Source organism: Mesorhizobium prunaredense, assembly GCF_900156895.1.
GTDB lineage: Bacteria > Pseudomonadota > Alphaproteobacteria > Rhizobiales > Rhizobiaceae > Mesorhizobium > Mesorhizobium prunaredense.
Map to the genome: position 1 here is coordinate 17,033 of NZ_FTPD01000008.1, position 15,190 is coordinate 32,222.

Sequence of the window (15,190 nt, forward strand, 5' to 3'; positions counted from 1 at the left end):
TTAGCTGATGGTTTTTGACGCCACCGCCGGGTTCCCGGAATCGCGCCGCCGGTCGCTGGTCGACCGGGTCACGCGTCAGGCCGAGCCATATCTTTACACCGCCCCGGCGCTGATTCTGATCGTCACCATCATGCTGGCGCCGCTGGTGCTAGGCCTGTCCTACGCCTTCCGCGACGTGCACTTGCTCAATCCCTTCTCTGGCGGCTATGTCGGGCTCGATCATTTTCGCACCCTTTATGACGACGACAATTTTTACCGGGCGTTACGCAACACGCTGTGGTGGACCGGCGCGTCCGTCTTGCTGCAATTCGTGTTCGGCCTGATCCTGGCGCTGTTGCTCGACCGGCCGTTCGCCGGCCGCGCCATAGCGCAGGCGTTGGTGTTCCTGCCCTGGGCGGTGCCGACTTTCCTCACCGGGCTCAACTGGGCGTGGCTGTTCAACCCCGTCATCGGACCGCTGCCGCATTGGCTTTATGCGCTCGGCCTCATGAATGAGCCGGCCAACATCCTTTCCAATCCGCAGCTTGCCATGTGGGGACCGATCATCGCCAACGTCTGGTGGGGCATTCCCTTCTTCGCCATCACGCTGCTGGCCGCGCTCCAGGCCATCCCGCGCGACCTCTACGAGGCGGCGGCGATCGACGGCGCCGGGGCATTCAGGCGGTTCACGTCGATCACGTTGCCATTCCTTGCGCCGACCATTGCGATCACCGTGCTGTTGCGCACCGTCTGGATCTCGAACTTCGCCGACCTGATCATCGTCATGACCAGCGGCGGGCCTGCCGACCGCACGCAGATCGTCGCGAGCTACATCTTCACGCAAGCCTTCAGGGCCCTGGATTTCGGCTATGCCTCGGCCATTGCGCTGGTGCTGCTCGTCCTGTTGCTCGCCTATTCGATGCTGATCGTCATGCTGCGGCAAGTCCTGATGGATCGGGCCTGATCGGGATGACCAGATGAACAGTTACTCGACCTTCGGCACCGCGCTGCACCGCCTGGCGATCCTTTGCTACGTCCTCTTTGCACTGTTCCCGCTGTTCTGGCTGTTGAAAGTATCGGTCACGCCGAACGACCTGCTCTATTCCGAGGGCGTGCGCATGTGGCCGTCGCGGATGAGCTTTGAACATTTCCGCTTCGTGCTGGCCCACAGTGCGTTCCCGGTCTTCTTCAGGAACAGCATGATCGTTGCCGGCGCGACCGCCGTGATCGTGACCTTGCTTGCGTCTCTCTCCGGCTATGCGCTGTCGCGCTTCACCTTCCGCGGCAAATACTGGCTGGTCGCGCTGATGCTGCTCACCCAGATGTTTCCATTGGTGATGCTGGTCGCGCCGATCTTCAAGATGCTCTCGCCGCTCGGGCTGACCAACAGCCTGACCGGGCTGGTGGTCGTCTACACCGCCTTCAACATCCCCTTCGCGACGTTCCTGATGCAGTCGTTTTTCGACGGCATTCCCAAGGAGTTGGAGGAGGCGGCCAAGATCGATGGCGCCACGCAGTTCATGGCGTTTCGCCAGATCGTCCTGCCGCTGACGCTGCCCGGCATTGCGGCGACGCTGGGCTTTGTATTCACCGCCGCATGGAGCGAACTGCTGTTCGCGCTGATGCTGATTTCAGGCAACAGCGCCGCCACGTTTCCGGTCGGTCTGCTCACCTTCGTGTCGAAGTTTTCGGTCGATTTCGGGCAGATGATGGCGGCCGGCGTGCTGGCGCTGATCCCGGCCTGCCTCTTCTTCCTGTTCATCCAGCGCTATCTGGTCCAGGGCCTGACGGCCGGCGCGGTCAAGGGCTGAGTGAGGTTCCATGGCATCGATCGACATCCGCAACGTCCGCAAGAATTTCGGCATCGTCTCCGTGCTGCACGGCGTCGACCTGTCGATAGAGAACGGCGAGTTCGTGGTGCTGGTGGGGCCGTCGGGCTGCGGCAAGAGCACGCTGCTGCGCATGATCGCCGGGCTCGAGGAGGTGACCGAAGGTGAGATCCGGATCGACGGCATGCGCGTCAACGAGCGGGCGCCCAAGGACCGCGACATCGCCATGGTGTTCCAGTCCTACGCGCTCTATCCGCACATGAATGTCGCCGAGAACATGAGCTACGGCCTGCGCATCCGCAAGGCTGCCCGCGAGAAGATCACGGCCGCCGTCAGCAATGCAGCCAGGAAGCTTGAGCTGCAGCCGCTGCTTGCGCGGCGGCCGAAGGCACTGTCGGGCGGTCAGCGCCAGCGCGTGGCGATGGGCCGCGCGATCGTGCGACAGCCCAAGGCATTCCTGTTCGACGAGCCGCTGTCCAATCTCGATGCGCGCTTGCGCGAGCAGATGCGGGCAGAGATCAAGAAGCTGCACCGCGATCTCGGCGCGACCTCGATCTATGTCACCCACGACCAGATCGAGGCGATGACACTGGCCGACCGGATCGTCGCCATGCATGAGGGCGTGGTGCAGCAGGTCGGTAGTCCGCTGGAGCTTTACGACCGCCCTGCCAACCTGTTCGTCGCTGGATTCATCGGATCGCCGGCGATGAATTTTCTGTCGGCGTGCTATGAGATCGGCGCAGGCACGGCCGGCGCACGATTGCCCGATGGAACGCTGATTGCGCTTTCGTCAGCCTATCAACTCGAGCAAGGCGCGTCGGTGACGCTCGGCATCCGGCCGGAGCATGTCGAGATGTCGCCGGCATCGGAGAGCAGCCTGAGGGCGACGGTCGACTTGATCGAGCCGACCGGCTTCGGCATCATCCTGCATCTCGGCCTGCATGGCCTGCCATTCAACGTCTTCACGCTGGACAGGGCGGCGCTGACGGCTGGCCCGACGGTGACGGTGGCTTTCCCGCCGCAACATCTGCATTTGTTCGACGAGACTGGAATGCGCGCATTGGAAACGAGCCTCCAGAAGGGGAAAGGCTGATCCTCCTCATCGGGCGTTCAGATCATTCGGATTCTCCCAAAACCGGTTCCCACCTTTGGGTCCGATGCTATTGTCTATCTTGGCACCGCCGAATTCGATACGACATTTGATCTCGGCCTCGACATGGCTCTGGGACGAGATGGAACGCGCCCGCGGCGGCGCTAATGCTAATATCCGGGCAAGGTAGTCGAGCGCATGCGCTTTCTGTTTCTTCTGATCCTGCTCGCCGGCATCGGCATCGGCGTCGTCTATCCCTGGGCGATTACCAATTTCTCCGGCCATGAGATCGGGACCTGGCGGGTCTACGAACAGGGCCGGTTCATGCCGGCGACGGTGCCGCTGGCCGCTCGCGACGCGCCGGTGCGGGTGCTGGTCGACCTCACCGCGAGAACCGAACGCATCGTCGTCTCGCAACAGCGCACCGTGCTGACGCTGACCGCCGCCACCGGCGGCAGGACGGTGCTCGCCTCGACGCTGCAATTCAACCATTCGGAAAATCCGCGTCAGGTCAGCCCGCAACTGCCGGACAAGATCTTTCGCGACGAAGCCGGCCTGATCGCGAAGGTCAGCCCCGGCCCGTACCTCTTCACCATCGGCCCGGGCGACGCCGAAGGCATCGAGATGCGGGCGGTGGACCTCGTGCTGCGTTCCAGCGTCGGCGAGATCGATCGCCGGGCGCGGCCGGTCGGCTTTTCGCTGATAGCGGCCGGCCTGATCGGGCTGCTGTTGGCGTTGCGTTTCGGCGGCCGCCGGCCGCAAAATCCGAACTCGCAGCCGCCACCGCCACGCTGGGGCAGGGGCTCGAACTAGATCGTGAATTACCGCCACGCCTATCACGCCGGAAACTTCGCCGATGTCGTCAAGCATGTCGTGCTGAGCCGGCTCGTCGAATATCTGAAGCAGAAGGACAAGGCCTTTCGCGTCATCGACACCCATGCCGGCATCGGCCGCTACGACCTGTCGTCGACAGAAGCGCAAAAGACCGGCGAATGGCAAGGCGGCATCGGCCGGCTTGTCGATGCCGCGCTTGACGCACCGGCGGCAGCGCTGCTCGCGCCTTATCTGGAAGCCGTCCGTTCGCTCAATCCTGAAGGCGGCGTGAAGAAATATCCAGGCTCGCCGCTGGTCGCGCGTCATCTCATGCGCGGGCAGGACCGGCTGTCGGCGATCGAGTTGCATCGCCAGGACGCCGCGAAGCTGAGGGCGCTGTTCCAAGGCGATTTCCAGACCCGGGTGATCGAGCTCGACGGCTGGCTGGCGCTCGGCGCGCATCTGCCGCCGAAGGAAAAGCGCGGCCTCGTGCTGGTCGATCCGCCCTTCGAGGAGGAGGGCGAATTCGACCGCCTCGTCGATGGGCTGCGGAAAGCCCACAAGCGCTGGCCCGGCGGCGTCTATGCGTTGTGGTATCCGGTCAAGGACCGCAAGGCGGTCGCCGCCTTCCGCAAGGCGCTGGTGCAGTCAGGTGTCCCGAAGCTGCTCGACATCGGCTTCGAGATCAGGCCGCCATCGGCCGAGCCCAGCCTTGACGGCAGCGGCATGGTGGTGGTCAACCCGCCGTTCACGCTGGAAGCCGAATTGCGCACGCTGCTGCCGGCTCTGCACAAATTGCTTGTCGTTGAAAAACCGGCGCACTGGACGCTGGACTGGCTGGCGGCGTAGGGCGGCAGAGCTATCCGCGCGCCTGCCCTGGTTGAAGGCGATTTCAAACTAGGAAACCATTGTCGCTACAACCGCTTGACCGCGCGCAAGCGAATCCGCACAGTGTGCGCAGTCGACCATAAGAGGCTGCCATGACTCGCTTCGCCCAATCCGCCCTTGCCGCACTGATCGCGCTTTGCACACCGCTCGGCACGTCACTCGCTGTCACCCAGGCAGCAAAGGCGGCCGACCTTGCCGTCTATACCGAAGAAGACAGCGGCGTTTGCGGTGAGGCCTGGGTGCTGAACAAGATCACCAGCCGCTTCTCCTACCAGGTGCACCACGTGCCGAATCTGCCCAACGTCGAGATTGTCGATTTCCAGGGCATCCATCAGCATCGCTATCTGCCAGCCAACGAAACCTGGCCGATCGGCCGCCGCTATTGCGGCGCCACCGTCAGCCTGTCCGATGGCCACGCCCGCACCGTCTGGTATCTGATCGAGGAAGGGCAGGGCTTTGCCTCGATCGGCGATAATGTCGAATTCTGCGTCGCGGGCTTCGACCGCTGGATGGTCTACAACGGCCGCTGCCGCGTCCTGCGCTGATTGCGTTTGCCGGGCTGCTCCGCCTCATCGAGGATGGCGCGAAGGAACGCGGCGTGACCGCGAAAGGCGCGCCGTCCGGCTGACGTCGCCTTGACCCGCGTCTGCGGTCGACGTCCGACAAACAGCTTTTCGACATCGACATAGCCCGCCGTGGCAAGTGTATCGATATGCGCGCCGAGATTGCCGTCGGTCGCATTGACGATGGCCCTCAATCGGGTGAATTCCAGCGCTTCGCGCCGTTCCAGAGAATTCAGCGCCGCCATGATCCTGAGCCGCACGCTCTGGTGGATGATTTCGTCGGCAGCCATTATCGGGCCTGCTGTGGTGTCCGGCGTTAAGTCTCACTGATCTGGGACAGCGCCGCCCGACATTGCGCGAATGACATGCGCTCTTCCCTAGATTCAGAATACTCTGCTGAATAGAGTAATCTGTCAACCACGGACAAGTCACGGCGGAATGGGCCGCGCTTTGCTTTTGCAGCTTGTGTAGATCGCCTGGTAGAACAAGAAGATGAGGCCGATGAAGCAGCCCGTCATGGTGTTGGCGGTCGATGATCAGCGAACAAAAAAGGCTTGCTGACCTTCAGCGCTTTTGTAGTGGGATTGGTTCCGGCAAAGCGCGCAGAATGTCTGTCGTAAACCGTCGGCAAAGATCGAAGAGCAGCAACGGCATTTTGGGAAATCGGCACGAGCGTGTGTCGCCTGTAACCAAAACTTAAACTGCAGAAATCATGCTGATGCTTCGCTGGCTAGACAAGCGCGAGTCAGATATGCATTACGCGCCGGGTCATTAACGGCCGTCGGCACAACTAAGGGGCATGATATGGCTAAACAGTCATCCAAAGCGCCGGCATCCAAGTCACCGGCAAAGCAGGCACCGGCAAAGAAAGCACCAGTAAAAGCAGTGGCGGCAAAGGCTGCAGCCGCTGTGAAGAAAGCAGCACCTGCTGCCAAGCCGAAGGCCGCCGCGGCCAAGGCAAAAGCAGCGCCGGCCAAGAAGCCGGCCGCGAAGGCCGCGGCAAAACCGGCAGTGAAGAAAGCAGCACCTGCCAAGGCTGCGCCCGCCAAGGCAAAAGCAGCGCCGGCCAAGAAGCCGGCTGCAAAGGCCGCGGCTAAGCCGGCAGCGAAGAAAGCAGCACCTGCCAAGACTGCGCCTGCCAAGACTGCACCGGCCAAGAAGGCTGCACCGGCAAAGAAAGCGGCTGCAGCGAAGTCTTCGGTAGCGGTGAAGAAAGCAGCGCCTGCGGCCAAGCCAAAGGCGAAGGCCGCGACCGCGAAGGCCAAGAAGTAATCGCGTTTCTTCGCTCGCGGAGGACAGTGCTGAGGACGGTTGAGGGCGGGTGCCGGACAGGCGCCTCGCTCGCAGGGTCAGTGCTCGGGCAGCAACAGAGGCGGAGGGAAGACAGCTTTTCGCAGCTCCTAGGACTTCGCCCTACGGCGAAGTCCAGTGGGGCATTTCTCTGTGCCCGGAGAGAAATTCTTGGTGCAAGACTGAGTTGGCTCGGTTTCGGATCCGTCTGACATGTTCAGATGCTCTTAGGCTGGAACTGTACCGCTCATTTGCCTGGGGATCTTGAAGAGGACGGTCGTTCGCCGTGGCGCCCGGTTTTTCCGCCTGTGGGCTGTTGATCATGCCGGGATGTCCGGCCAACAGTGTCGCGGAAATGGATCATACGCAAATTCAAAGTGCTACAGTGTCATTTGCGTGTCCATGCTCTGTACTCGGCAAACAGGAACCCGATCATGCCCAGACTGCTCTACGCGTCCACGTCACCCTATAGTTCCAAAGTGCGCATGGCCGCGCTTTATGCCGGCATCGCCGTCGATCTCGTGCCGATCAAAACCGAAGACAAACCGGCTGAGCTGATCGACGCCAATCCGCTCGGCAAGATCCCGGTGCTGGTGCTCGACGACGGCCGCACGATCCACGATAGCCGCGCCATTACCCAGCATCTCAACCGCATGTCGAAGAACGCGCTGTTTCCGCGCAATCCCGACAAGCGCCTCGAGGCGGAAGTGCTTGAGGCACTGGCCGACGGCATCTGCGACTGCGCGCTGTCGATGGTCTATGAGCGGCGCACGCGCCCCGAAGACATGGTCTACCAGCCGTGGCTCGACCGCCAGTGGGCGAAGATCAACAGCGCGCTCGATCTGCTCAACGCCAATCCGCCAAAGCTGCCAAAGAAGATCACCGCCGGCCAGCTGGCGCTGCGCGCCTGCCTTGGCTATCTCTCACTGCGCTTTGCCGGAAAATGGGAAAAGGGCCGCAGCAGGCTGGTCCGCTGGGCAACGCGATTTGACGAGAAATTTCCGGAGCTGAAACCCTGCGTCCCGGCGTGAGCGGCAGCCAGAGAAGGGATCATAAAAAAAGCCGGGCGCGAGGCCCGGCTTTTTCGTGTCGTGGCTTGGACGATTTTAGAACTTCATACCGACGCCAAAGGTGACGCGGTTGTCGGTCGACTTGACCTTGCCGATACCGTCAAAGTCCTTGTCACCGAAGTCGGTGTAGCGATACTCGACACGGCCGAACACATTGTCGGTGATCTTGATGTCGGTACCGACGCCGGCCGTCCAGCCGAGCATGGTTTGTTCGTCGCTGGCGCCGGCCGCTTCGATCTCCTGGTTCTTGAGCGCGCCACCGGCGGTGCCGTAGAGCAGGATTTCCGGGGTGACGGCGTAGCCGAGGCGGGCGCGCAGGGAGCCTTCGAAGCCGCCCTTGGCCTCGACGCCACCATCGTCGCCCTCGATGCCGCTATAGCCGATATCGGCTTCAGCACCGTAGACGAAGTTCTCTTGCTGCCACTGATAGCCGCCGAAGACGCCGCCGACAAAACCATCGGTGTCGACGTCAGTGCCGAAATCATCGGCATCAGCGTGACCGCTGAAGCCGTAGCCGACGCTCACACCGGCATAGGGACCGGCCCAGGAAGCGACCGGAAGTTCCGCGATCGGGGCAGGAGCCGGCGGCTCTTCCGAGATGACGTCAGCAGCATAGGCGGTTCCGCCGAGGGCGAAGAGCCCGAACGCCACCGCCAGCGGTCGCGCAAATTTAAGATTGGCTTGCATTGTTCTTTACTCCTTAAGCCACAGGCACAGGCTTGCTTTTCACAAGCGCCCTCAACCCGCCGGGGGGATAAACGGGTCTGGCGCTCAACGGTTCCGAATGTCGTGTCCAAATACGGCTGAAGCGAACCTGAACTTGGGTCATTACCTGGCACGAATAAGGCCGAACTTTGACGTTGCATCTGCGCAACAGATGGTGTCAGGAGGCTTTGCCGTGCCGCGCTGAACACGGCTTGGAGCAAGGGGTCCGGAGCCCTATATTGCGGTCTCACGGCCGAGTCCAGGCCACAGCCGAAAGACCGATCCGGCCGCTTTGCCACAATGCTGCCCAAGGTCCGAACGGCATTTAACGCTTGGCCGGCCATAGTTCGCCGGCTGGCTGAAATCGAAGCCCATTGAGGATTGACAGGATGAGCAAGGCCGCTGGAACGGCGCTGGTGACGGGCGGGAGCAAGCGGATCGGCAAGGCGATTGTCGAGGATCTTGCCGCGAACGGTTTTGCCGTCGCCATCCATTGCAACCGTTCGCGGGCCGAGGCGGAAGCATTGGCCGCGCGGATCAACGGCGGTCATTTTGGCCTGGGTGGCCGCGCCGCTGTGGTCGCCGCCGACCTGACCGACATGGCCGCGGTCGAGGACCTCGTTGGCCGCGCCGAAGCCGCGCTCGGGCCTGTCACACTGCTGGTCAACAATGCGTCGCTGTTCGTGGACGATACGGTTCAGGACGTCGACTGGCTTGCCTGGGACCGTCACTTCGCCATCCACGTGAAGGCGCCTGCATTTTTGGCGCAACAATTCGCCCGCGCGCTGCCGGAAGGCGAGGATGGGCTGATCGTCAATATGATCGACCAGCGCGTCTGGCGCCCGACGCCACGCTATTTCTCCTATGCGCTGTCGAAATCGACATTGTGGACGCAGACGCAGATGATGGCGCAGGCGCTGGCCCCCCGCATTCGCGTCAATGCCATCGGTCCCGGCCCGACGCTGAAGAGCGCGCGTCAGCAAGACAGCGACTTTGCCGCGCAGGTCGACGGCCTGATCCTGAAGCGCGGCCCGGAATTGCCTGAATTCGGCGCCACCATCCGCTATCTCTGGGGCGCAAGCTCGGTCACCGGCCAGATGATCGCGCTCGACGGCGGCCAGCACCTTGCATGGCAGACGCCCGATGTGACAGGCATTGTCGAATGAGTCCCATGGACCAGAAACACAAACGCGGCGGCGCCGCCGACGACCTGCCCCCCGATGTCGACCTCGAGGACGAGGTGGCGGAGGAGATCGTCGAACCGTCAAAGCTCGGTTCCGATGGCCCTGATGTCGCCTTCACGGCCATCGATTGGACGCCGCATGCCGGCGATGCCGACGGCATGGTCGGCGCCGAAGTCATCCAGACGCTGGTCAAACAGCTGCCCAACGCGCCCGGCGTCTACCGCATGATGAATGCCGCAGGCGACGTGCTCTATGTCGGCAAGGCACGCAGCCTGAAGAAGCGGGTGACCAATTACGCGCAAGGCCGCTTCCACACCAGCCGCATCGGCCGCATGGTGCGCGAGACGGCGACGATGGAGTTCGTCGTCACCCGCACCGAGATCGAAGCGCTGCTGCTGGAAGCAAACCTTATCAAGCGCTTGCGGCCGCGTTTCAATGTGCTGATGCGGGACGACAAGTCGTTCCCCTATATCCTTCTGACCGGCGATCATGTCTCGCCCGGCATCTACAAGCATCGCGGCGCGCGCTCGCGCAAGGGCGACTATTTCGGCCCCTTCGCCTCGGCCGGCGCCGTCGGCCGCACCATCAACTCGCTGCAGCGCGCCTTCCTGCTCAGGAGTTGCACCAACTCCTTCTACGAGAACCGCACCCGGCCGTGCCTGCTGTTCCAGATCAAGCGCTGCGCCGGCCCATGCACCGGCGAAATCTCGCATAGTGACTATGCCAGCCTGGTCGCCGAGGCGAAGGACTTCCTGTCCGGCCGCAGCCAGAAGGTGAAGACCGACATCTCCGCCGCCATGCAACAGGCCGCGGAGAATCTCGATTTCGAGCGCGCCGCCATCTATCGCGACCGGCTGGCGGCGTTGTCGCATGTGCAGAGCCATCAGGGCATCAACCCGCAGACCGTCGACGAGGCCGATGTCTTCGCCATCCATCAGGAAGGCGGCCAGGTCTGCATCCAGGTGTTCTTCTTCCGCACCGGCCAGAACTGGGGCAACCGCGCCTATTTCCCCAAGGCCGATCCGGCGCTGGAGGCGGCCGAGGTGCTGGGCTCGTTCCTGGCGCAATTCTATGACGACAAGCCGACGCCACGCACCATCCTGTTGTCGCATGGCGTCGAGGACCAGGAACTGCTGGCTGAGGCGCTCTCCACCCGCGCCGGTCGCAAGGTGGCGATCTCGGTGCCGCAGCGCGGCGAGAAGAAGGACCTGACCGACAACGCCCTGCAGAATGCCCGGGAGGCGCTCGGCCGCCGGCTGGCCGAGACCTCGACGCAAGGGCGGTTGCTCACCGGTTTCGCCGAGACTTTCGGCCTGAAGAAACCGCCGGTGCGCATCGAGGTTTACGACAACTCCCATATCATGGGCACCAACGCCGTCGGCGCCATGGTGGTCGCCGGGCCGGAAGGCTTCGTGAAGAACCAGTACCGGAAGTTCAACATCCGCTCGACCGAGATCACGCCGGGAGACGATTTCGGCATGATGCGCGAGGTGATGGAGCGGCGTTTCTCCCGGCTGCTGAAGGAACATGGCGATGTGCCGCGGAGCGAACAGGCGGCGGACGACATCCTGGCTGAACAGGGCGACGATTTCGAGGATGCGGGCGGCTTCCCTGCCTGGCCAGACGTCATCCTCATCGATGGCGGCCAGGGCCAGATGACGGCGGTGCGACAAATCCTCGCCGACCTCGGCATCGAGGACCGCGTCCAGGCCATCGGCATCGCCAAGGGCCAGGACCGTGACGCCGGCCGCGAACGCTTCTTCGTCAGGGGCAAGCCACCGTTTTCGCTCCCCGTGCGCGACCCCGTGCTCTATTTCGTTCAGCGGCTGCGCGACGAGGTCCACCGCTTCGCCATCGGCTCGCACCGCGCCCGCCGCAAGAAGGAGATGGTCAAGAGCCCGCTTGACGAGATCAGCGGCATCGGTCCCGGTCGCAAGCGCGCGCTGCTCATGCATTTCGGCACTGCCAAGGCGGTCAGCCGCGCCGCGATCGAGGATCTGGTCAAGGTCGATGGCATTTCCGAGCAGGTAGCCAAGCTGGTCTACAACCATTTCCACGAGAGCTGATGATTCGGCTATTTTCGGCTGGTCCATCGATTATCACCTGTTGACCCCCCACATTCGCTTCTGATTTGAGTAGGCAGGCAGAAAGAGTTCCAAAGATATGGCCCAGCGCGCATTCAACCTGCCCAACATGCTCACTTACCTCCGCATCCTCGCGGTGCCGCTGGTTGTGCTGTGTTTTTTTCTCGAAGGGCATCTGAAGTCGAGCGACTTCGCCCGCTGGTCGGCGCTGATCATTTTCCTGCTCGCCTCGATCACCGATTATTTCGACGGCTATCTGGCGCGCGCCTGGCAGCAGACCTCGAATATCGGCAAGATGCTCGATCCGATCGCCGACAAGTTGCTGGTCGCCACGTGCCTGCTGCTGCTGGCGGCCGATACCGATAGGCATGCCGGCATCGCCGGCTGGTCGCTGTGGGCAGCAATCATCATCCTGTGCCGCGAGATACTCGTCTCCGGCCTGCGCGAATATCTGGCGGCGCTGAAGGTCTCGGTTCCGGTGACGCAGTTGGCGAAGTGGAAGACCACCATCCAGATGATCGCCATCGCCTTCCTGCTCGCCGGACCTGCCGGCGACAAGATCTTCCCGCTGACCACGCAGATCGGGCTTGTGCTGTTGTGGATCGCCGCGCTGGTGACGCTTTACACCGGCTACGACTATTTCCGCGCCGGCCTCAAGCACATCATGGACGAGTAGCATGTCGACGAGGCTGATTTATTTCGCCTGGGTGCGCGAGCGGATCGGCAAGCCAGAAGAGGACGTCGAATTGCCCGCCGGCATCGAGACGGTGGCCGACCTGCTGCGCTGGCTGAAATCGCGCGGCGAGGAGTACGAGCACGCGCTGCAATATCCTGACGTGATCCGCGTCGCCATCAACCAGGAACATGTCGAGCACGGCGAGAAGCTATCAGGCGCGCGCGAGATCGCGCTATTCCCGCCGATGACGGGCGGCTGAAATGCCCGGCCCGGTGGTGCCGACGGTGCGCATCCAGGCGGAGGATTTCGATGTCGCCGCCGAGATCGCCAGGATGACGCAAGGCCGCGCCGACATCGGCGCCGTGGTGACTTTCTCGGGCCTCTGCCGCGATGAAGCGGGCAGGCTCGCGGCACTCGAGCTCGAGCATTATCCCGGCATGGCCGAGGCCGAGATCGGCCGCATCGCCGCCGACGCGGTTCGCCGCTGGCCGCTGCAGGGGCTCACCGCCATCCATCGCCACGGCAGGATCGTGCCCGGTGAGAACATCGTGCTGGTGGTCGCTGCCTCCGCCCACCGGCAGGCGGCGTTCGAGGCGGCGAACTTCCTGATGGATTATCTCAAATCGCGCGCGCCGTTCTGGAAGAAGGAACACCACACCGACGGCTCCGAAGGCGGCTGGGTCGACGCCAAGGAGGCCGACGACGAGGCCGCAAGCCGCTGGAAGCAGGCCGTGCCGAAAGGAAATTGATGCTTCGCGTCACCGCCAGGCGGAAACCCGTCAGCCCTTGTCAGTGCCGATCCAGTGATCGAGCGCAATCCGGCCGGATCCCCACGCCATGATGCCGAGTGCCATCGCCGCCCAGGTGATGTGCAGCGGCCAGCCGTCCGGCACGGTGAGTTGTATGACCAGCGTCATCACGAGCAGGCCGAATGCCGCCAGTCGTGTCGCCAGGCCGAGAACGAGAAGAATTGGCAGCAGGATTTCCGCCGACCCTGAGACGAATGCCACCAGCCCAGGTGCAGGAAAATCGTAAGGGCCGCCGGGCAGATGCAGCTTGAGCTCCGAGCTGAAAAGCAGCACGGCCACCTCGTTCAACTGCAAAAAACCGTCCCATTTGTTAATGCCGGACCGCCAGAACGGGACAGCGAGCGCGCAGCGCAGGACGAGTTGCGTCAGCGACGGTGTGGCCCTCGTGCGCAGCGCGGCATTCACCCTCTCCACGAGGGTGGCAGCCCCTTGCGGCTCGGTGCTGGCGTCCCATCCATGGTTCGTCATGCTCACCCTCCCTAGTGTGCCGCTGTGATGGCGCCTGCTTGCAGCAGGCCGGCAATGTTGGCGGCAAGGTCGAATTCGGCAGTTTCCGCAAATGCTGCCGCGGCCGCCGCGCCGAGCGGCTCGCCCGCCATGAGACGATCCAGAAAAGCTGCGCCGCCGGGCGGCAGATGGCGAACAAAGACTTCGAGCCCGGGCCGCGTGACCAGCGCATCTTCAGGGCCGTCCGCCTCGATCCGCCCGACAGGGCGGTCGCGCCGGTTCGCCGCAAAGATCGTCACGACCGGATAGCGCGAGCGAATGGCGCGCGTTGCCGGGTGCGGCACGAACACGGTATCGGCTAGCCGTTCGGGCGGGATAGCCGCCAGTGCCACGGAAGCCAGCGGTTCCGCGTCGGCGGCATGATAGGCGTCGAGCCAGGCCCGCTCCAAGCGCGCCACGTCAGCCAGCCATGGCATCGGCCGCGCATAGTCGTAGCGCTCGATGAAGTCGGGAAAGTCGCGGCCGTATTCGAACAGAAGCGGCGAGGTGGGTGGCGTTTCGCGGACATGGAAGCGCGCCATCGCCCGAAAGAAGTCCGGGCCGGTGATGCGCAGCGTCGCTGGAAAGCTGGCGGCCAGCGCATCGATCAGGCTGACCGTGACGTTGTTGCGGTAGACGGCGTATCGTTTGACCGCTGCCTTCCCGTTCGGCCCCGAGACGGCGTCAGGCGGGGCACGGCCAGGATCGAGCAAACCGGCGGTGAATGCCTCGGCATAGTCGAACCGGTGGCTAAGGTCGCCCGACTGGAGCTCATCCTGCGGCATGGGCTTTTCCGAGCAGATGGTGGCTGTCGGCGTGATGGTCGAGGATCGCTTGGGCGGCGGCGGCCTCCGCCTTGAGCACCGGCCACTCGGGAATGGCGCTGTCCCACTCGATCAGCGTCGGCAGCGGTCCGCATCGGCCGATGACGATATCGAAGAGCTTCCAGACCGCGTCGGCGACCGGACCATCATGGCTGTCGATGAGCAGCAGGTCGCCCTCGTCATCCGCCTGCTCGGCGTGCCCGGCCAGATGGATTTCGCCGACATGCGCGAGCGGGAAATCCGCGAGGTAGGAAAGCGCTGAATAGCCGTGGTTGGTGGCCGAAACGAAGACATTGTTGACGTCGAGCAGCAGGCCGCAACCGGTGCGCTGCACCAGCGCGCCGATGAAATCTGTCTCGCTCATCGTCGATTCAGCGAAAAGGACGTAGGTCGAGGGGTTCTCGATCAGGATCGGGCGGCCGATCGTCTCCTGCATTTCATCGATGTGATTCGCCACGCGCGAAACCGTTGCCGGCGTATAGGGCAGGGGAAGCAGGTCGTTGTAAAAGGTGGTGTCGTGGGTCGACCAGGCGAGATGCTCGGAAACGAGCGCCGGCTCATAGCGGTCGACGAGCGCCTTGAAACGGCCGAGATGCACTTTGTCGAGTGGTCGCGGTCCGCCGATCGACATACACACCCCGTGCAGCGAAACGGGAAAATCGCGGCGAATCCTGGCCAGCGCATCGTGCGGCGGGCCGCCCGCGCCCATGTAGTTTTCGGCGTGGACCTCGAAGAAGCCGTCCTTTGGGCCGTCGCCGAGGATCACGGGTAGATGTTCATGCTTGAAACTGGTGCCGGCAAGACCGGCGATCGGGTGTGCCGGAAAGCGCGAGGTTTTCGATATGCGGAATGACGGGGCCAGTCCGTTCATCTTCATCTCCGCTTTCCGGGCAGCTTGCA

The 15,190-nt window shown here is 63.2% G+C and carries 18 protein-coding genes; 12 read left to right on the plus strand and 6 right to left on the minus strand.

Annotation, left to right across the window (positions count from 1 at the left end; all coding sequences use genetic code 11):
- Positions 1-7: 7 nt before the first annotated feature.
- From BQ8794_RS08325 to BQ8794_RS08350, 6 genes are all read left to right on the plus strand, one after another.
- A complete protein-coding gene (locus tag BQ8794_RS08325) occupies positions 8-943 on the plus strand; it encodes a carbohydrate ABC transporter permease (protein ID WP_077375487.1) in 936 nt (311 codons plus the stop codon).
- 13 nt (positions 944-956) lie between these two features.
- Positions 957-1,790: a carbohydrate ABC transporter permease gene (locus BQ8794_RS08330; protein WP_077375490.1), complete on the plus strand. Its 834-nt coding sequence runs from the start codon at positions 957-959 to the stop codon at positions 1,788-1,790.
- Between the two features lie 10 nt (positions 1,791-1,800).
- Positions 1,801-2,901 carry an ABC transporter ATP-binding protein gene (locus tag BQ8794_RS08335; protein ID WP_077375493.1) on the plus strand — a complete coding sequence of 367 codons (1,101 nt, stop codon included), beginning with the start codon at positions 1,801-1,803 and terminating at the stop codon, positions 2,899-2,901.
- 195 nt (positions 2,902-3,096) lie between these two features.
- Positions 3,097-3,711, plus strand: a complete 615-nt coding sequence (locus BQ8794_RS08340; RefSeq protein ID WP_077375496.1) for a hypothetical protein — start codon at positions 3,097-3,099, stop codon at positions 3,709-3,711.
- Between the two features lie 3 nt (positions 3,712-3,714).
- Positions 3,715-4,560 (plus strand): 23S rRNA (adenine(2030)-N(6))-methyltransferase RlmJ, encoded by an 846-nt coding sequence (locus BQ8794_RS08345; protein ID WP_077375499.1) that lies wholly within the window; start codon positions 3,715-3,717, stop codon positions 4,558-4,560.
- Between the two features lie 131 nt (positions 4,561-4,691).
- Complete coding sequence (locus BQ8794_RS08350) at positions 4,692-5,144, plus strand: hypothetical protein (RefSeq protein WP_077375502.1); 453 nt, start codon at positions 4,692-4,694, stop codon at positions 5,142-5,144.
- Here BQ8794_RS08350 and BQ8794_RS08355 read toward each other — a convergent pair.
- Positions 5,114-5,452, minus strand: coding sequence for a transcriptional regulator (locus tag BQ8794_RS08355; RefSeq protein ID WP_077375504.1), 339 nt, complete (start codon positions 5,450-5,452; stop codon positions 5,114-5,116). The genes BQ8794_RS08350 and BQ8794_RS08355 overlap by 31 nt on opposite strands.
- A gap of 420 nt (positions 5,453-5,872) precedes the next feature.
- Positions 5,873-6,427: a hypothetical protein gene (locus tag BQ8794_RS36025; RefSeq protein WP_210189823.1), complete on the minus strand. Its 555-nt coding sequence runs from the start codon at positions 6,425-6,427 to the stop codon at positions 5,873-5,875.
- A gap of 459 nt (positions 6,428-6,886) precedes the next feature.
- Between BQ8794_RS36025 and BQ8794_RS08365 the strand changes: the two genes are divergently transcribed.
- Positions 6,887-7,483 (plus strand): glutathione S-transferase family protein, encoded by a 597-nt coding sequence (locus BQ8794_RS08365; protein ID WP_077375701.1) that lies wholly within the window; start codon positions 6,887-6,889, stop codon positions 7,481-7,483.
- Positions 7,484-7,558: 75 nt separating this feature from the next.
- On the opposite strand, the gene BQ8794_RS08370 is transcribed toward BQ8794_RS08365, so the two are convergent.
- Positions 7,559-8,209 carry an outer membrane protein gene (locus BQ8794_RS08370; RefSeq protein ID WP_077375507.1) on the minus strand — a complete coding sequence of 217 codons (651 nt, stop codon included), beginning with the start codon at positions 8,207-8,209 and terminating at the stop codon, positions 7,559-7,561.
- A gap of 407 nt (positions 8,210-8,616) precedes the next feature.
- Here BQ8794_RS08370 and BQ8794_RS08375 point away from each other — a divergent pair, with 407 nt between their 5' ends.
- From BQ8794_RS08375 to BQ8794_RS08395, 5 genes are all read left to right on the plus strand, one after another.
- Positions 8,617-9,393 (plus strand): SDR family oxidoreductase, encoded by a 777-nt coding sequence (locus tag BQ8794_RS08375; protein ID WP_077375510.1) that lies wholly within the window; start codon positions 8,617-8,619, stop codon positions 9,391-9,393.
- Entirely contained in the window at positions 9,390-11,477 is a 2,088-nt protein-coding gene (uvrC, locus tag BQ8794_RS08380; protein WP_077375513.1) for an excinuclease ABC subunit UvrC, read from the plus strand. The genes BQ8794_RS08375 and uvrC overlap by 4 nt, the downstream gene beginning before the upstream one ends.
- 97 nt (positions 11,478-11,574) lie before the next feature.
- On the plus strand, positions 11,575-12,171 hold the full coding sequence (gene pgsA, locus BQ8794_RS08385) for a CDP-diacylglycerol--glycerol-3-phosphate 3-phosphatidyltransferase (protein ID WP_077375516.1): 597 nt from the start codon (positions 11,575-11,577) through the stop codon (positions 12,169-12,171).
- Between the two features lies 1 nt (position 12,172).
- Entirely contained in the window at positions 12,173-12,430 is a 258-nt protein-coding gene (moaD, locus tag BQ8794_RS08390; RefSeq protein ID WP_077375518.1) for a molybdopterin converting factor subunit 1, read from the plus strand.
- 1 nt (position 12,431) lies between these two features.
- Complete coding sequence (locus BQ8794_RS08395) at positions 12,432-12,920, plus strand: molybdenum cofactor biosynthesis protein MoaE (RefSeq protein ID WP_077375521.1); 489 nt, start codon at positions 12,432-12,434, stop codon at positions 12,918-12,920.
- Between the two features lie 30 nt (positions 12,921-12,950).
- On the opposite strand, the gene BQ8794_RS08400 is transcribed toward BQ8794_RS08395, so the two are convergent.
- Genes BQ8794_RS08400 through bufB form a run of 3 tightly spaced genes read right to left on the minus strand, consistent with a single transcriptional unit; the run spans position 12,951 to position 15,167 of the window.
- Positions 12,951-13,448, minus strand: a complete 498-nt coding sequence (locus BQ8794_RS08400; protein ID WP_077375525.1) for a DoxX family protein — start codon at positions 13,446-13,448, stop codon at positions 12,951-12,953.
- Between the two features lie 11 nt (positions 13,449-13,459).
- Positions 13,460-14,251 carry an HvfC/BufC N-terminal domain-containing protein gene (locus BQ8794_RS08405; RefSeq protein WP_077375528.1) on the minus strand — a complete coding sequence of 264 codons (792 nt, stop codon included), beginning with the start codon at positions 14,249-14,251 and terminating at the stop codon, positions 13,460-13,462.
- Complete coding sequence (gene bufB / locus BQ8794_RS08410) at positions 14,238-15,167, minus strand: MNIO family bufferin maturase (RefSeq protein ID WP_077375531.1); 930 nt, start codon at positions 15,165-15,167, stop codon at positions 14,238-14,240. Before bufB ends, BQ8794_RS08405 begins: the two co-directional genes overlap by 14 nt.
- Positions 15,168-15,190 lie beyond the last annotated feature (23 nt).